Genomic DNA, 17,501 nt, shown 5'->3' on the forward strand with positions numbered 1-17,501 from the left:
TCACTCTTCTTCTCTGAATGTTTGGTTTAACATTTTATTGATATTGGATGTTGATTCTGATTTTAGTGATATTAATTCTGATAAAAAATAACTCACTCTTGAGAAGTATTCGCTCTGTAGTGAGTTAGCTGTTATCTCGCCATCTTTGGATAATTGATAAAGAAAACCATCTTTTTTCCGATATACAGGCTCGATAAGTTTTCTTGCAATCAAATGTTTAATTAAGGTTTTTACCCATTGTCTATCAAAAAGTGAATCCAGATTTACGGTAATGCTATTGATTGACGTAGACTCATTATGATTTAGCGTTACATCGCCTCGACCGTATCGCTGAAGAGTTTTTTGAAGAATGGTTGGATTTTTTATTAAATAAAAAAATACCGAAACTCTTTCATTATTCAAAAGTGGAATACCTCGCGAAGATAGGCCAAGATATTTGAATATCAATAATGTTAGACCAATGTTAAGACTTAGATCCCGATCCGGTATAATGAAAGGTAGTTTTTTCATGGTTGATGTTCTAAGCTAGCTCTTACCTTGTCAAGGGCAGTAATCGAACACTCTTCCGTCCACCAAATATCATCTGATAAATCATTTGCTAGCTGATGTAACATTCCCTTTTTATGTAATCCATGGATAAGAGGAAGTGCACTCTTTAAATAAGTGGAATCTTCAGATATGATTTTTTCGTGGACTTCACTTACTAGTTTGCCGGGTGTCATTTCGTTTGTATGCAGAAATTTATCGTAAGAATCATGATATAAAGTTCTTATTCTTGTATATAAATCGCCTAATTTTTTTTGATCTGATGCGCTACTAAAAAGTTTCCTTGCATACTCGGCGTTTAAAAAATGCTCTTTTGAATGTGTAATTGTTGCCTGATGTACATCCGCTAAAATCAATTTGATTACGAAATGTTCATCTGAAAATTGCTCTGCATTTTCTAATTTTTGGGCAGCAAGTTGTATTTCGCCGCTGCCCTGTATAAATTCCTTGAGGAACTTATTGGTCGCGATCACGACTGTCGAATATTCGGACTCTGGTTTGCAAATTGAAAGATGTGAGTCATCACAGGCAATAATATCTTTGTCTTCGCAATCTATACTACTCGCGCTAGATTTTTTTACGACATCATCATAAGTTCCATAAAAATACTTGATGGCCGGTTTTATCGATAGTTTAACCCACTGTTCATTTAATTTTGGGCAAATGTCGCTTAGCGGAGCCAGGTCGCGAATCTGTTCGTGACTGGTAAATAATTGGCCAAATGATGCTAATTCTGTGCCTAAATGTGGAACGGCGAGAGAAATAACAAGCTTAATTTTTGTAATTCCTGCTTCTAAAGTTTCTTTTACAATAAAATTTTTTGTTATTAAACCACCCATGCTATGCGCAATAATTATAATATTTTCATAATCATCTAAATGGAACCGAATGTTGGTCTTTAATAGTTCGGATATTTCGTCAATTCCGATATTTTTCTCGTTCTTTTTCGATGAAGTCTTGAACAGCGATTTCAGTTTGTCTAGCATGTTGTTAGCTGCTACTGACGTGTTTGAAAATTTCGAAAAATAATCAAATGTCGCGATATCAAAATGCTCGGCAACGATAGCGGATTTTAAGATATGCTGATAGAAATGGGACCCGTTTTCGTGTTTCCAGGTTTCCACACCTCCACAGAAACCGTGGACAAATAGGATCACATTAGGCTTGTTAGATTTGGTGAGAATGTTCAGCATAACCGTTTGTATTGGGTGAATTTGCTGAAGCGTAGCGCATAGATTAATTAATAGCAATCAATTGAGCAAAAAAGGCGCTGGCGCCATGCGTATATCCACCTCACTGAATCCTGCGTGACCTCTCGAATCTTGCCTGTGTTGTCGTAATGGCATTGATCCTCCGTCCTGTGACGTTGTATGACGTCGTTGTATACTGAAGTCATCAAATATTGATAGAGGCAATGATGAGCATGAGTGAGCAATAAACTCGGTTGCTAACCCAAGAGAAGCTGGCTGCAGCATAAAAATGTTACTGGTAAGCAGTAGCTGGTTTCAAGCGTAGTTGACAGAAGTTACCAGTCTGAAGGTATGCACGATTCAACGTTTTAAGTTAGATGTACCGTCAATTTTCAGCGTATCGCATGTCCTTGCCAAGGCATTTGGATGCGAAGACATAGCCGTATCTTGTTGATGAAATCCAGCTTGTTACACGTGTACAATGATCTGATGGCTCGCCCCGTAGGCCATCACACCATGGTGAAATCGGCCATCGCATTTTCGATTGCAGCAACCATGCTGCAACTATGCCAACATCGGTAAAAGCCGCGTAAGATGCAGGCTTCGCGGGCGTAGCTCAATGGTAGAGCAGTAGCTTCCCAAACGGCTAACGCATATGGCCAGGAGGGGTATGTTTTGGGTTATGTTGAAATTTCAAATCGCCATAATCTAGGATGTATGCGGGTCCTGGCTGAGGATTTGTATCCCCCTCTCCGCCATAGACACAAAAGCAAAAGGCCACCCTCGGGTGGCCTTTTTGTTTTTGTGCTTGGCGGAGAGAAGCAGGGCGCCTGCGCGCCCTGCGCGGGGGATTCGAAGGGTCGGGCCTACCGGCCCGGCCCTCTCCGAATCTACTGACTGCTGCCGCTGCGCGGCAGCCCGCGCGCCTGCGGCGCGCGTTCGTGGTTCTAATCGGATTTCGATTACTCAAGCTTCCACAGCGCCCAGAGCATCAGTTCATGTCCGAATTGCGGATATGACTCCGGCCCCGCGCAACCCGGTGCATTAATTAGTTTGTATCCAAATGACGACTTTTCCCCAGCGCCGCGCGTTAAGCTGGACACGCGCCCTACTCCATATTCTTACATTTAGGAGGACTGCTAAGTAGATAAAGCCTATACTCGCATTGCGAACGGTACGCGCGGATGCCGACTCTAGGAGTAGTGATGCGAAAACTAAAAATGACTACAATAATGTTTGCCATGCTTGTATTAGCGGGATGCGCATCAACTACTTTGGAGAGCAAGGTATTCAAATCATATAGAGTGGGCGAGACAAAGACTGCGACAATAGGGGATGCTTTTCTAGTCGATCAAAATGGCTCGGAAAGAACCGTGAGAACTTGGGTTGGGATTCTAAACTCCGCAGACGGCTGGCAGGTTTCGAAGGTGGCGTCAGAGGACTATATTCGCCGGGAGTTACTTTACTCTGGTAGGTCGGGGGATATTATTAAAGTAGCTTATCGAGAATATCGAGGCGGGATGGCGGCACCAGCATTTTTCCAAAACGTCGAGTACGACTTGAGTACCTCGAAAACCATAAGGTTTATGCGATTTACACTTGATGTCGTCAGTGCGACAAATCAGTCAATAACCTACAAAATAGTCTCCGATAGAGAGAAATGATCGTGTTTAGACTGCATTTCTATTTATCCCAAAGTAATGAATGAAATGGGTCCGAAAAATCAAGTCAGAATGTTCTCATTATGCCGCATATGATACATGTGCAATGTGTATTTTTGCTAAGGTAGGGCAGTTTTTTTAACCTGAAAATTGACATGGCTGGGGCCAGGTCGTAACGGTGGACCTGACCCTCGTCTACGCACCGAAGGTGCGCGTTCGTGGTTCTAATCAGGTTTCGACTGAGCATGCTTCTACGGCGCCCAACTCATCAGTCCGTGTCCGATTGACGGACCTGACTTCGGCTCTTCATTGCCCCCCCTTTGCTGTACAGCCGCCACATACGCATGCGACTGCTTGCATCTCACTCCACCAATACCTGCCAGTAATTGTTACGACCCGCCTCCAGGGGAGGTCTTTTTTTCTGTGCGGAAAGGCGCAGCTATTGGGGGAGAAGCGCGCTATTGCCGTGTAGTACTCGTACAGCAGACTATGAAAATTTGTTGCTGACATCGATCAAGGTCGGCACAGATGCATGTCAAATGTTCCCATTTTGACGCTGTCTATTACCGTTGATCTACCGTGCTAGCTTCGGCCTATATTCCTGCTAAATCTGCTCTCGTACCTGCAAAAAATGGTTCGGTCGAAGTGTTACCCGGTGATTTAATGGTTCAGTCGCTGCACAGAGCGGGGCAGGATAGGTGAAGTTAGCTAACCGAAGGTTAGCTAACTTCCCACCTGCTTATTCGCACTTTGTGCTCAACGTAACGCTCCAAGTTGGATTTTCGAATGAGCATGCATTTACTGCACCTTTTCGTGAGTCCGTGTCCGAATAGCAAACCTGACCCTTGCTCCCCCTGTTCCCAACAGATCGTCCTCTCGCGGACCACTACAGCCGGTCGGCGCGTGTTGGTCGTGATTTGAACCGTATGCTGTGATTATCGAAAAACGAGCATGCAGGTGGTCGCCACCGGCCACAAGCGGAGTCTGGACATTGTAGTGATAATGTATGAGTTTCCTGCATGGAAAATTGGTATTGTTGACAGTTGACGGGTTCAGTGCGGCATTCTTTCAGGAATTCGGCTACTTCTGATATTCGGCTATTTTTTGATTTCAAGGCGCCTCCCTTCGGCTAGAGGAAAAAAATGCCAATGGTAACGCTGAGGCGGATGGGATACTCTGTCGGCCTTGCCCGTCTACAATTTCCTTCCTGTGATTGCATCGGCAATCATTGTCCCGAAAATATGAGTCTGTATCTATTTTCATTTTTAGCATGGCGAAGAGAGGCAAGCTGCCTGCGCGGTTCGCGCGGAGGATTCGAAGGCATCGCCCATGCTTGGGCGTGCAGCTCCGAATCGCCCAATTTGCTGTTGCTGCGTAGCAGCCTCGCTTAAAAGTGGGTTTTTAGAAGTATCCTAACGACATAGGGAGACTCCCCAAAGCTTTGCAGCACAAAGTTTCCACTAAACTAATTTAGCTCTAAGTGATAAAATTTAAGAAAGACCCTCTGTGAAAAATAGGTGAGAAAATAATGACGGATGCCCAATGTTTTGTTGCGGATATTGTTTTGCTAACAGTTAACAGGCACGAATTGTCTGAACTGACGGCCGTACTTGAAAAACATATAGCTGGTAAGTTAAAGCGATACCAAGGGGAAAGCAACGAGATATATCTTGATGCAGGCGAGATCAACGGTCAACGGGTAATGGTTGCAAAATCTCTTCTTGGTTCTACGGGCGACGGGGCTTCCTACGACACCGTCACTAATATCCTAGCAGATCTTTCTCCTCAAGTGATTGTTGCGGTAGGGATCGCGTGGGGGGCAAAAAATGTCGATGGACAAAAAATTGGTGACATCCTCTTGTCTACCAGACTACGCGATGCGCAGCACCACAAGGCGGTGGACAACAGTATCGTTGCACGTGGTACCATCTCAGCTGCTACTGGCACGCTACTAAAGACTTTTACTGCCGCTGCTGACATGAATGGTCAACGTACGCATGAAGGGCTTCTAATATCTATCGAAACACTATTTGATGATGAGAAACATCGCGATAGGTTCATCGCTGCCGACCAAGGCCAAGCGATCGGCGGTGAAATGGAGGGGAGTGGTCTACTAATGTCACTCCGCCGAGCAAAAGCAGACAGGGTCGAGTGGCTAATTGTCAAGGCTATTTGTGACTGGGGATTTAAGAAGAATGAATCTCAAGAAAAGAAAGAGCTAGATCAACAAGTAGCTGCAAAGAATGCTGCAGAATTGTGTGTCACTACAATTGCAAATTTCCGGTTAGTTGCAGCAAAGAAAAATAGTGGTATTGCTCCTTCCTTGCCCTTGGCGCCGCCTTCTATTGTGACTTCCGAATCCGACATTATGAGCCCACTTTCCTTAGAACGGAGCATTGAAAAAACCGTTCAGGCGTATATTCGAAAAAATTCTAGCTTCTCTTTAGACGTAGGATTTCCGATCAAGCACAAAGATTGGAATGAGAAAATAGTTTTCGAATTATACAAGCTAACTGAAGAACTTGGTGGTTCGAAATATTTTCTTTATGTACACGAGGGTGCCAATCAAAGTGGCACTCATCTCTTCTTACGAACAAGCAAACATTTGCAAAATGGATTCCCATTAGTTATCTTGACAGAAAAACCTTCTGCGCTAAAAGAAAGTGAGCGTAGAAAAGACAATCTGAAAGCAGTTTTTAACACCAATAATGTATACTTTATTGACGACTTTGGAAGGCAATTTTTATATAAGGAGTACATTGAGGGATTTATCCCTTACAACGTACCCGTATACGTCGAAAGCCTTACTAAAACAAGCCATGCTGGCGACTCGGAGTCGGCGCTCCATCAATTAAAATCTTGGTACGGCTCAATATCCGCTCCACTTATGGTGGTAAAGGGATATGGTGGAATTGGAAAGACCACACTTATTAAGAAATTCCTGAATGAAATCCACTTAAGCAATCCTGAAACAGGAATTTTTTTTGTTGACTCTCCAGAGATAATTGGAGAACTGGAAACGATTACCCGCTCTCGTAAAAAGATTGATGATATCTATGATTTTTATCATGCACAATCAATCAAGCAAACAGCTGATACAGAAAAACTTAGTAAAGATCTTCTTTCTCTTTCAGTTGATAACGGAAGCTTAATAATAGTGCTGGATGGAATTGATGAGGTTATTGCAAAACTGGGAGCAAAATTTGATGCGGTTAGTTTTATTGGTTCAATTTCAACTATTTACTCAACAAATCTTCAACGCGCAAAAATAATTATTACATGTCGAGATTATTTCTGGGATTCATTGCAACATGGGGTGCCTGTAAAAAGCATAGATTTACAACCATTCAGCCGCTCAATGGCTGATGAATTTTTTCAGAGATCACTGGATACACCGCCGAAAATTCAGAAAGCACTCTCTATTGCTGATAAATTTGCGCTTAAGTCAGAGGAGCCAGGCGAGGTCTATATCCCGTATGTTTTGGATTTAATAGTCTATTTAATTAAACAAAAAACGGAATTCGGCAATGAAACTTTAAGTAGGATAGATCATGGCCCCTTACTTAACCCATTAATATCAAATGATTTCCTGGTTGCAAATATATGCCACCGAGATATTACAAAGCTTCATGCTATCAGTGTGGAAAGTCAAATTGAGTTTTTTATACATCTTTCTGTTGCTAAAGATGGTCACATCTCAGTTTTTGACGTAAAAAATCTTCTTGGCGGCTTGCCAACACAAGCTGATGAGGTGGGGGATGACACTATAGAGCGACTAAAAGGACATCCGTTGTTGGTGTACTCATCTAACAAGCTTTACTTTCGATATGATTTTTTTAATGATTATTTTAAATCATTATATTTGGCAAAATATTTTCTAACGAAAAATATTGACCTGTTGAATAGTGAGTTTGTTGAAATCTCCGCCTACTACCTTCGATTCGACGGCGAATTTATGCAATCAGTATCAGAGCGATTACATTTTGATGATGAGTTGACACTATTTGGAATTGAAACTGTTGACAAGCTTCGTGATGGATTGTATTCCCTAGAGGGACGCACTCGTTATAACTACTTGCGCGCCTGCTCTGCGGTATTCTGTTTATTTTTAAATTTGCTAAAAAACTCTGGGAGTATTAAATTTGATGTCTCAGCTTGCAGTAAATTACTAAGAGATTTTTTTGCAAAGGATGAGCAAATTAATGGATTGCCGCTAATTAACGTAGGAAGTAATTCGGCTGCGAAGCCAATATTTGATTTCCGAGGCTTGATATTGAATGAATGCTACTTTGAGGAATATGACTTCTTCTGGGAGTGCTTCATCGATGAGGGTACGCAGTTTATTAATTCAACATTTAAGTCGCTGGAGCCAAGAAAAGGGGTTCGCCCTAATTTCTATGTGGACACCTTCGAAAATTGCGATATATCAGGAATTTCACATCTGCTTACAGCAAAGAAGGCGGCTGCGTCGAGTCACATGAGTGAGGTCAGAGAGGACTTGGTACAACTCTTCAGGCTCTTCTATGAACGAGGTAATTTTTATCCTCGTAAGCAGGAACAAATTCGAGGTAGAGTCTTTACTGGAAAATACCTTCCTACTTTACTTAAACACGGTGTAGTTGAAGTATTTATTGATCAAAAGAAAACAAGCTTGGGCCAGCAATATCGTGTCAAGCCGGCGTTTTCATCTATTGTCAAACATCTAGAGCAAGGCGGTCCATGTATCGAACTCGATCGTGCAGCTCACCTATTTGCGAAGTAAGTCCAAAAATTACACATGTTCCGCCATATGGGTACTTTTAGCGTGAGTATTCAGCCTGATCGAGCGGCCAAGGACTATAAGGAATTTTTCATACCCTTTGACGACTAGTTGGTTACTATGTAATAGTGTTGGTGCTGATTGAAAATTGATCCGGTAGGTCAGGTTTCGACCAGCGTCAACGCCAAAGAAAAGAATAGATAGACGTATTTGAATCGAATTCTTCTATCTTGGTCACTTGCACTTCCTGTGTATTATCAATGGCCGCTTGTGTTATTAACGGGAGGGCGAAAACTTGTTAGCCGAGCGCTGCTCAATATTAGCTAGACTAAATTATTACCTTACAGATTAGGCGATTGATTGTGTAATTAATGCAGCAGGTTTTTAATTTGGTAGAAAAATTAAGAGATTTTTTAAAACCCCATTTTTGAGAAAACCTATTGCTAATAAGTAAAAATATGTTTCATGCTGACCGAAATAAAATTGAGGGTATCCTCAGGTCAGAAGTTCATCGAAAGCACTTTATTTTGTGGTTTCCAGAGCATGATTCGAATTCCCCTATCGTGCTACGTAACATCTAGGCGAAGAAAGCCCGCCAAAGCGGGCTGTCTCACTCCACAACCAAACCAACAACTCAGAACTGGTTCATCGTATTGTCTTTACCAGCCGCCTTCAGCGCCGCTTCGCCGCTGAAGTAATCCTTGTGGTCGTCGCCGATGTCCGAGCCGGACATGTTTTGATGTTTCACGCAGGCGATGCCCTGGCGGATTTCCTTGCGCTGCACGCCGGCCACGTAGCCCAGCATGCCCTGGTCGCCGAAGTATTCCTTGGCCAGGTTGTCCGTCGACAAGGCTGCCGTGTGGTAGGTCGGCAGGGTGATCAGGTGGTGGAAGATGCCGGCTTCGCGGGCCGAGTCGGCCTGGAAGGTGCGGATCTTCTCGTCGGCGGCGATCGCCAGTTCCGTCTGGTCGTATTCCACGCTCATCAGCTGGGCGCGGTCGTAGGCGGACACGTCCTTGCCTGCCGCTTTCATGCCGTCGAAGATTTGCTGGCGGAAGTTCAGGGTCCAGTTGAACGACGGGCTGTTGTTGTACACCAGCTTGGCGTTCGGGATGACCTTGCGGATTTCGCTGACCATGCCGCCGATTTGCGCGATATGCGGTTTTTCCGTTTCGATCCACAGCAGGTCGGCGCCGTTTTGCAAGGAGGTGATGCAGTCGAGCACGCAACGCTCTTCGCCGGAACCGGCGCGGAACTGGAACAGGTTGCTTGGCAGGCGTTTCGGACGCAGCAGCTTGCCTTCGCGCTTGATGATGACGTCGCCATTGCCCAGCGCGTCGGCCGACACTTCTTCGCAGTCGAGGAAGGAGTTGTATTGGTCGCCCAGGTCGCCTGGTTCATTGGTGACGGCGATCTGCTTGGTCAGGCCGGCGCCCAGCGAGTCCGTGCGGGCAACGATGATGCCGTCGTCCACGCCCAGTTCCAGGAAGGCGTAGCGGATGGCGCGGATCTTGGCCAGGAAGTCTTCGTGCGGCACCGTGACTTTACCGTCCTGGTGGCCGCATTGTTTCTCGTCGGATACCTGGTTTTCGATCTGGATGCAGCAGGCACCCGCTTCGATGAACTGTTTCGCCAGCAAATAGGTGGCTTCGGCATTGCCGAAACCGGCATCGATGTCGGCGATGATGGGCACGACGTGGGTCACGTGGCCGTCGATCTTCGCCTGGATGGCTTGCTTGGCATCGCCCTGGGCCGCGTCCAGCTGGCGGAACAGGCCGCCCAGTTCGCGGGCATCGGCCTGGCGCAGGAAGGTGTACAGTTCCTTGATCAGGGCCGAGACGGCGGTTTTTTCATGCATCGACTGGTCCGGCAGCGGGCCGAACTCGGAGCGCAGGGCGGCGACCATCCAGCCGGACAGGTAGAGGTAGCGGCGGTCGGTGCTGTTGAAGTGCTTCTTGATCGAGATCATCTTCTGTTGACCGATGAAACCGTGCCAGCAACCGAGCGACTGGGTGTACTTGGATGGGTCCGCATCGTAGGCGGCCATGTCGTTGCGCATGATCTTCGCCGTGTACTTGGCGATGTCCAGGCCGGTCTTGAACTTGTTCTGGGCGCGCATGCGGGCGGCGGACTCGGGATTGATGGCGTTCCAGGCGCTACCTTGTTGGTCTTTCAAACCAGCAACAGCCTTGATGTCGTCTTGATATTGGGACATGTGAATCTCCTAAAAAGAAAAGCTATGTTTGAGAAAATCGCCGAGTGCGCCACAACGTCTTGTCGAAGCAAACTGCATGACTAAATAGTAGGCCGATTCGCGCCGATCTTCAAGTCTTATATAAGACATATAACTTAAATTTAATCGTTATTTTTCAACGACTTAATTATAATTTTTCAGGATGTGAAATGAATTTTCAAAAAGTGAGAGCATTAATGGATGAGTCTGCCGTTTGAAATCCCGCGATGTGAAACGCCTTTTCAGATTTTGGTGCAGCGCGACAAATCGGGGCGAAAGGAGCCACCCGAAGGTGGCTAGCGGTACATTTGTTTTAATATCATGCTCCGCTTGTGAAAGGTAACGTCAGCGATGCAGATTAACGGTATGGATTTACCCGGCGAGTATATTGCTTTTGCGGCAAGATATCGGGATGCGGCAGGATTCTGCAATGTGAGGCTGAAGGAGGAGCTCGATTCTTTCGGTCGCGTCCTGCAGACGGAATTGGCGCACATCTATACGGATGCCGTCGAATTGACTGCCCGGACAGCGCAGCTTGGGGCGTATTTCGTCGGCGATGGCTGCTATGGGGAGCCTGGAAGCGGCAGTACTGGCCCGGGAGCCATGCCGGACATCATTGATTTTACAGAAATCATCTGTTTCGGCATGGCCGGTGACGGGAGTCCATTCTGTCTCGATTTCAGGGGCGCCCGGGGCGCACCATCCGTCATCTTGTGGGACGATGATTACTGGCGGAAGATTTCAAACTCCTTTGCAGACTTTCTATCGCTATTTTCCTGATCGCTTGCCGGGACAGTTGCTGCAACGCACGAGGCAAGCCCGTGCGCTGCCCGAGGCTAGCGTCCCACCGTCTGCCGCTGGTCCTTGATGAACAGGGCCGTCAGCATGCCCACCACGCACACGCCGATCACGTAATAGGCGGGGCCCAGTACGTTGTTCTTCAGCATCAGGGTCACCACCACGGGTGTCAGGCCGCCGAAAATCGCATACGACAAGTTGTAGGAAAACGACAGTCCCGAGAAGCGTACCTGGGCCGGAAACGCTTGCACCAGCACGTAGGGCACGGCGCCGACGACGCCGACGAACAGGCCCGTCATGGCGTACAGGGGCAGCAGCAGGTCGGGGCGGGTGCCGACGGTGGTGTAGAAGAGGTACGTGGAAATGGCCAGCAGCACGGAACCGACGAAGATCACGCGCTTGCCGCCCAGGCGGTCGGCCAGCATGCCGGCGATGATGCAGCCGAAGGCCAGGCACAAGGTCGCCACGGTATTGGCCACCAGCGTGGTGCGCGGCGCGATGTGGTGGATCTTTTGCAGCAGGGCAGGCGTCATCAGGATGACGACGACGATGCCGGCCGACAACATCCACGTCAGCAGCATCGATACGACGACGGCGCCGCGGTGGCTGCGCAGCACGGATTTCAAGGGCATTTCCGTCGCCAGCGCCTTGCGCTGCTGCATTTCCGCAAACACTGGCGTTTCATGCAGCCAACGGCGCAGATACATGGCGCCGAAGCCGAAGATACCGCCCAGCAAGAACGGATAGCGCCAGGCGCCATCGGTGATTTCCGCCGGCGTGTAGACGGTATTCAAGCCCGTCGCCACGAGCGAACCCAACAAAATACCGACAGTCAGGCCGGCCGTCAGCACGCCGCAGGCAAAGCCCGTGAAACGGCTGGGCACGTGTTCGGACACGAACACCCAGGCGCCCGGCACTTCGCCGCCCACGGCCGCGCCCTGGAAGATGCGCATCAACAGCAGCAGCAGCGGGGCGGCCAGGCCGATGGTGGCATACGTGGGCAGCAGGCCGATCAGCAAGGTCGGCACGGCCATCATCAGGATGGAGAGGGTGAACATGCGCTTGCGGCCGAGCAAGTCGCCGAAGTGGGCCATGACGATGCCGCCCAGCGGACGCACGACGTAGCCGGCGGCGAAGATGCCGAAGGTTTGCAGCAGGCGCAGCCATTCCGGCATTTCCGGCGGGAAGAACAACTGGCCGATGGCGTTGGCAAAGAAGACGAAGATGATGAAGTCGTAGAATTCCAGGGCGCCGCCCAAGGCGGCCAGCGACAGGGTCTTGTAGTCTTGCTGGGTGAGGGGACGGCTTGCGGCGTTGCTTGCGGCGGTGTCGGAGGTAGGCATGTGTCTCGTTCTTGTGTGTTATGGGAGATTGCCAGACCTAGCATACGCATTTCCGCCGCGTGAGTAAATGCGGGGGAGGGGGGAGCCGCCTCAGCTGTGCTTAATACAACGCCGCTATCATCGGCGTTGACTTCATTGCAAAGGACACAGTATGCACATCATGATCGTGGGCGCCAGCCGGGGCCTGGGACGCGCGCTGGTGGACGGTTTGCTCGCTGACGGGCACGCCGTCATCGGCGTATCGCGCCAGCAACCTGCCGACTTGCCCGCCGGCCAGGGCACGCAGCTGCAATGGATCGCGGCGGACCTGGCGGCGCCCGCCGAGGCGGTCGAACGCATCGCGCGTGCAGCGCCGGCCGCGCTGGACGCGGTGATCTACAACCTGGGCGTGTGGGAAGAAAAGGCCTTCAGCGACGAGTATGCTTTCCTCGGCGATGCGGACGACGCCATCGTCGACATGGTCAATACGAATATCACGGCGACGATCTTGCTGCTCAAGCGCCTGGTGCCGCGCTTGCTGGCCAGCAACAAGCCGCAGCTGATACTCACGGGGTCGACGTCCGGCCTGCGCCAGAGCGGCCGCCCGGAAGTGACGTTCAGCGCGTCGAAATTCGCCTTGAACGGCATCGCCGACGCCTTGCGCGAAGGTTTCCGCGAACAGGGGCTGGCCGTGACGGCGCTGCAACTCGGTTACCTGAATACCTACGATGGCTTGTCCGTGCCGCTGGCGGACGCTAGCGCGCGCGGCGAAGGCGAGCTGATACCCGTGCATGACGTCGTTGCCGTCGTGCGCATGCTGCTGAACCTGTCGAACGCCTCGTTCGTGCGCGAACTGGTGATGCCCGCGCTGCGCGACGAGCGTTTCTGACTCTTACGCGTCCTTGCCGTAGACCTCGGACCAGCCGAGACGCTCTTCCAGCCACTCGTCCGCTTCGGATGAGTCCATCTGCAGCAGCAGGGCGCCCAGGCGCAAGTTGCCCTTGGCCAGGGCCAGCACGGCGAACACGGATTCCAGCATGACGGGGTCGAGCTGGCCCTGCAAGTCGCGCGCGGCGATGGCGGGCAGTTGCGCCCAGGCATCGCGGTAGCTGTCGGCCAGCCAGTCCGGCAGAGGCGGATTGTGTTTGCGGTGGCGCTCGATTTCAATCAGGGCGATGAGCGCATAGAAATCTTCTTCGCGCGCTTGCGCGCCGCCCAGCATGGCGACGAGCTGGGGTACGGCCGCATACGAGGCGACGCCCACGTCGCCCTGGTGGTGCAGCTCTTCCCACAGCTCATGCCAGACGTCTTCGCCCGCCTGCATGGCCTTGAGCGCCTCGGCCACGTCGTAAGGTACGCGGTAGCCGCCTTCTAGGGTGGGCCAGAGGGGATCGTCGAGTGATAACAGCATGGTTTTCCTTGATGGGACAGCTCGGCTGAGCAAACGCGCACTATACAAGCACCCGGCGCACGCAGAGCGCGTAGCCGTCGAACTCGCGCAAAGTCTGATAGGCGACGCCCGTGTCAAAGTCCTTGCACCAGGCTTCGTCTTCGATGTCGCCCGGCTCGCTCGACCAGTGCCAGTTTGGCCGGAATGCCTCTTTCAATGTCGCATACAGCAAGGTCTGCTCGCGTCGATCCGGCAAGCTGTGGCCGAGGCTGGCGGCCCAGTCCGACGTGGCTTGCCACGAGTCGTACTCCGGCTCGAGCTTGTCCGGCTGCAATAGCAGATGGTAGTCGGGCGCGCCATCCTTGCCGAGAATCAGGCCGGCATAGCGCTCGCCCTGCCGCAAGGGGACGGGGGCGGCCGCCGCTGGCGCCAATTCGACCCGGCGCACGGCGCAGGCGCGGCCGCTATAGGTCTTGCGAAAGTTGTATTGGGTGCCGTTATCGAAATCGTGGCTCCAGGCCAGGCGGGGCAGGATGGCGTCCGCTTCCGACGACCAGTACCAGGCATCCGGGAAGGCGTCGCGCAAATTGGCGTGCAGCAAGGCCAGTTCGCTGCGCGTGGGCAGGCAGGCGCCGCGCGCCGCGGCCCAGTCGAGCGCGGCTTGCCAGGGCAGGGCGCCGGCTTCGCCGGGCAGCAGGAACAGCTGGTAGCCGGGGGCGCCAGCGTGGCCAGGCATGATGCCCGCGTAGCGTTCGCCGGCAATGGCGCCCAGCACGCCAGGGCAATGCCCGAACCAGCCATCGTCTTCTTCCTCGGCAATAAAGGCCGTGATCAGCGCCTGAGGCGCGGGCGGCGCGCCGGCCAGCAGGGAGTTGAAGCAATTGATGGCCGAGGCGTGGGGCGTGCCGGCGCCATTGGCGATACCGACGAGAAATTCGCCCGCCCAGTCGGGCAAGGTGGTGATCAGGCGCGGCAGTTCGTGCAGCAGTGCCATGCAATACGCCGTCTCGCCGTAGCGCCAGGCGGCGCGGTTGGCTATCTGATAGGCGCCGTAATCGTGTTCGGCTTGCACGGATTGAAAGATGGCCAGTGCGTATTGCGCGCCTTCCTTGCCCGTCAGCGCATCGAGCATGGCGCAGTAGCGCTGGAAGCGCTGCTGGGCTTCATCGGGCGGCGTGGTGCTGTCGTCGTCCTGGATGATGTTGCCCAAAATTAAAAGTTCGGCTTTCCAGTGTTCGAATGAGGATGGCATGGAATGAATGAAATGATCGCGACGAGCTGCCATTATGACCTGTGCCGCCCGTGATTTTATTGATGGTGGCAGATTTCTTTTCGATCAAAATGCATCGTCCTTGTTTTCGTGTTTATCAATTCGGCTTCCTGTGGTGACTCATCGTTACAAATGAATTTTATTAGATGGTTGTGGTGCGATATTTTTCTCTGCTTGAAATGGATAATAAGAAGGCGGCGCTGGAATTAATATATTTTTATGCCGTTCAATTCAGCAGTTGCCTATCATATTTTTTACTTATCGTGAATAATTCGGGTCGAGTGAAATATCATTAACCTGATCGGAATATCACGTGAATAGTAGAATTTTATTTTGTGCGTTGGCTTTTGCTGCCTTGTCGGCCTGTGGCGGCGGCAGTAATGACGCGGCGGACAATGGTGGCGTCGTGGCGCCACCCGTAACTCCCCCCGTCACCGTGGTCAATACGCAGCCAGTCGCGCAAGCCGGGCCGGCCCAAAGCGTGGTGGTTGGCAGCGTCGTGACCTTGGATGCGAGTACCAGCTCCGACGCCAATGGTGATGTATTGACCTACAAATGGGTGATGAGTTCCAAGCCCGTCACCAGTGCCGCCGCCCTGGATTCCTTATCCGCCGTGAAACCAACCTTTACCGCCGATGTGGAGGGGGTGTACGTGGCCACGCTGATGGTCAATGATGGCAAGATCAGCAGCGAGCTGTCGTCGGTGACGGTTGCCGCGTCGGTAGCCAATGCCCCGCCTGTCGCCAACGCGGGGCAGTCAATGACCATTGTTGCGGGTATGGGTATCATGTTGGATGGTAGCGCAAGCAGCGATGCGAATGGCGATATCCTCACCTATAAATGGAGCCTGGTATCGAAACCTGCCGGCAGTACTGTACGGATCGTGGATGCAAACTCCGTGCGTCCGTATGTCGGCGTGGATTTGCCGGGTGCCTATGAACTGAGCCTGGTTGTCAACGATGGCAAGGTCGATAGTGCGCCGGCTTTCGTGACGACGACGGCGGTTGTCGGCAATGCCCGGCCATTGGCCAATGCGGGCGTGGCGCAGAACGTGCTCAAGGGGAACACCGTTATTCTTGATGGCAGCGCAAGTTCCGATGCGAATGGCGATGCCCTGACGTATTACTGGACCCTGACTTACCGTCCTGCGGGGAGTACTGCCACGTTGTCGTCCGCAACGCTGGTGAAACCCTCTTTTATCGCCGACAAGGCTGGCACGTATGTCGCCACGTTGCGTGTGTGGGACGCAACGACATCGAGCGATTCAATGAGCGTCACGATTACGGCGACGTCCACGAATGCCGCCCCGGTGGCGAATGCCGGGGTGGATCAGCGTGTGCAGGCAGGTGCGTATGGTGTGACCCTCGATGGCAGGGGCAGTTCGGATGCGGACGGCGACAATCTCAGCTATAAATGGACGTTCATCTCCGTGCCGCCAAATAGCATGCTGCAACCGTTTCCCGGCGAATTGTACCGCAGCCAGGCAGTCAGCAGATTTTGGGCGAATGTGCCGGGAACCTATGTCGTCAGCCTTGTCGTCAATGACGGTACGGTCGACAGTGCACCATCAACCGCCACCATTATTGCCACTGCAAGCTCGACCAATGCGGAGCCGATGGCCAATGCGGGCATAGATCAGGTTGTCGCACCAGGAACGACCGTGCGTTTGACGGGACTTGGCAGTACGGATGCGGACCACGATGTCTTGACATACCGCTGGCAGTTGAAGAGCAAGCCTGCTGGCAGTGCGGCCGTGCTGTCGTCGCTGACTGACGCGCAGCCGACATTTGTCGCAGATATGGCCGGTGATTATGTCGCGACATTAATCGTCAACGATGGCTCGGTGAATAGTGGCGAAGATAATGTCACGGTAACGGCGACGCCGAATCTGCTCAATTTATACCAGGTGCAGGACAATGGGGCCGGTCCGGTCGAGACGAAGACCGGCTTGCCTTACCTCGCCAATGCGACGGTACAGAAGTCGTGCTCGGGATCGTGCGCGGCCAACTTTACGGTCGATACCTTCAAGGTGGCCGCCGCCGGGACGAGCTTCATGATTACCAATGTGACGGCCGTCGACAGTACCGGCAAGGTCGTTCCGGCCATCGTCGGTCTGGTGTCGGGCCAGGTCATTCCTGCCGGCAGCAGCGCCACCTTCTCGCTGGTGTCGCCCAAGACGAATGGCGCAACGGCTAAACTGAGCTATAAGTTCTTTGTGGCGGACACGGGCCAGTCTTTCGTTTATAACGCCGACTTCACGTCAAACTAAGTGATGTAACTCAGTGATGTAACTAAATGATGTAACTCAGTGATGTAATATGGCGAACGCCGG

General features: G+C 51.2%; 11 protein-coding genes. 5 read left to right on the plus strand and 6 right to left on the minus strand.

Annotated elements, in window-relative coordinates:
* Positions 1 to 510 carry an ABC-three component system middle component 4 gene (locus tag OX460_RS21590; RefSeq protein ID WP_289899880.1) on the minus strand — a complete coding sequence of 170 codons (510 nt, stop codon included), beginning with the start codon at positions 508 to 510 and terminating at the stop codon, positions 1 to 3.
* A complete protein-coding gene (locus OX460_RS21595; RefSeq protein WP_289899881.1) occupies positions 507 to 1,739 on the minus strand; it encodes an ABC-three component system protein in 1,233 nt (410 codons plus the stop codon). The genes OX460_RS21590 and OX460_RS21595 overlap by 4 nt, the downstream gene beginning before the upstream one ends.
* 1,202 nt (positions 1,740 to 2,941) lie before the next feature.
* Between OX460_RS21595 and OX460_RS21600 the strand changes: the two genes are divergently transcribed.
* Complete coding sequence (locus OX460_RS21600; protein WP_289899882.1) at positions 2,942 to 3,400, plus strand: hypothetical protein; 459 nt, start codon at positions 2,942 to 2,944, stop codon at positions 3,398 to 3,400.
* A 1,525-nt stretch (positions 3,401 to 4,925) separates the two neighbouring features.
* Positions 4,926 to 8,159 (plus strand): NACHT domain-containing protein, encoded by a 3,234-nt coding sequence (locus OX460_RS21605; protein WP_289899883.1) that lies wholly within the window; start codon positions 4,926 to 4,928, stop codon positions 8,157 to 8,159.
* Between the two features lie 631 nt (positions 8,160 to 8,790).
* On the opposite strand, the gene OX460_RS21610 is transcribed toward OX460_RS21605, so the two are convergent.
* Positions 8,791 to 10,371, minus strand: coding sequence for an isocitrate lyase (locus OX460_RS21610; protein ID WP_034784508.1), 1,581 nt, complete (start codon positions 10,369 to 10,371; stop codon positions 8,791 to 8,793).
* A gap of 369 nt (positions 10,372 to 10,740) precedes the next feature.
* Here OX460_RS21610 and OX460_RS21615 point away from each other — a divergent pair, with 369 nt between their 5' ends.
* Entirely contained in the window at positions 10,741 to 11,169 is a 429-nt protein-coding gene (locus tag OX460_RS21615) for an SMI1/KNR4 family protein (RefSeq protein WP_289899884.1), read from the plus strand.
* A 56-nt stretch (positions 11,170 to 11,225) separates the two neighbouring features.
* Here OX460_RS21615 and OX460_RS21620 read toward each other — a convergent pair whose 3' ends face one another.
* Positions 11,226 to 12,530 (minus strand): MFS transporter, encoded by a 1,305-nt coding sequence (locus OX460_RS21620; RefSeq protein ID WP_099665267.1) that lies wholly within the window; start codon positions 12,528 to 12,530, stop codon positions 11,226 to 11,228.
* A 151-nt stretch (positions 12,531 to 12,681) separates the two neighbouring features.
* Here OX460_RS21620 and OX460_RS21625 point away from each other — a divergent pair, with 151 nt between their 5' ends.
* Positions 12,682 to 13,398: an SDR family NAD(P)-dependent oxidoreductase gene (locus OX460_RS21625; protein WP_289899885.1), complete on the plus strand. Its 717-nt coding sequence runs from the start codon at positions 12,682 to 12,684 to the stop codon at positions 13,396 to 13,398.
* 3 nt (positions 13,399 to 13,401) lie between these two features.
* On the opposite strand, the gene OX460_RS21630 is transcribed toward OX460_RS21625, so the two are convergent.
* Positions 13,402 to 13,920 carry a hypothetical protein gene (locus OX460_RS21630; RefSeq protein ID WP_289899886.1) on the minus strand — a complete coding sequence of 173 codons (519 nt, stop codon included), beginning with the start codon at positions 13,918 to 13,920 and terminating at the stop codon, positions 13,402 to 13,404.
* Between the two features lie 40 nt (positions 13,921 to 13,960).
* Positions 13,961 to 15,151, minus strand: a complete 1,191-nt coding sequence (locus OX460_RS21635; protein WP_289899887.1) for a hypothetical protein — start codon at positions 15,149 to 15,151, stop codon at positions 13,961 to 13,963.
* A gap of 331 nt (positions 15,152 to 15,482) precedes the next feature.
* On the opposite strand from OX460_RS21635, the gene OX460_RS21640 reads away from it, so the two are divergent.
* Positions 15,483 to 17,438, plus strand: a complete 1,956-nt coding sequence (locus OX460_RS21640) for a PKD domain-containing protein (protein ID WP_289899888.1) — start codon at positions 15,483 to 15,485, stop codon at positions 17,436 to 17,438.
* The last annotated feature ends 63 nt before the right edge of the window (positions 17,439 to 17,501 follow it).

This window comes from Janthinobacterium sp. SUN033, from assembly GCF_030397595.1.
Classification (GTDB): Bacteria; Pseudomonadota; Gammaproteobacteria; order Burkholderiales; family Burkholderiaceae_D; genus Janthinobacterium; species Janthinobacterium kumbetense.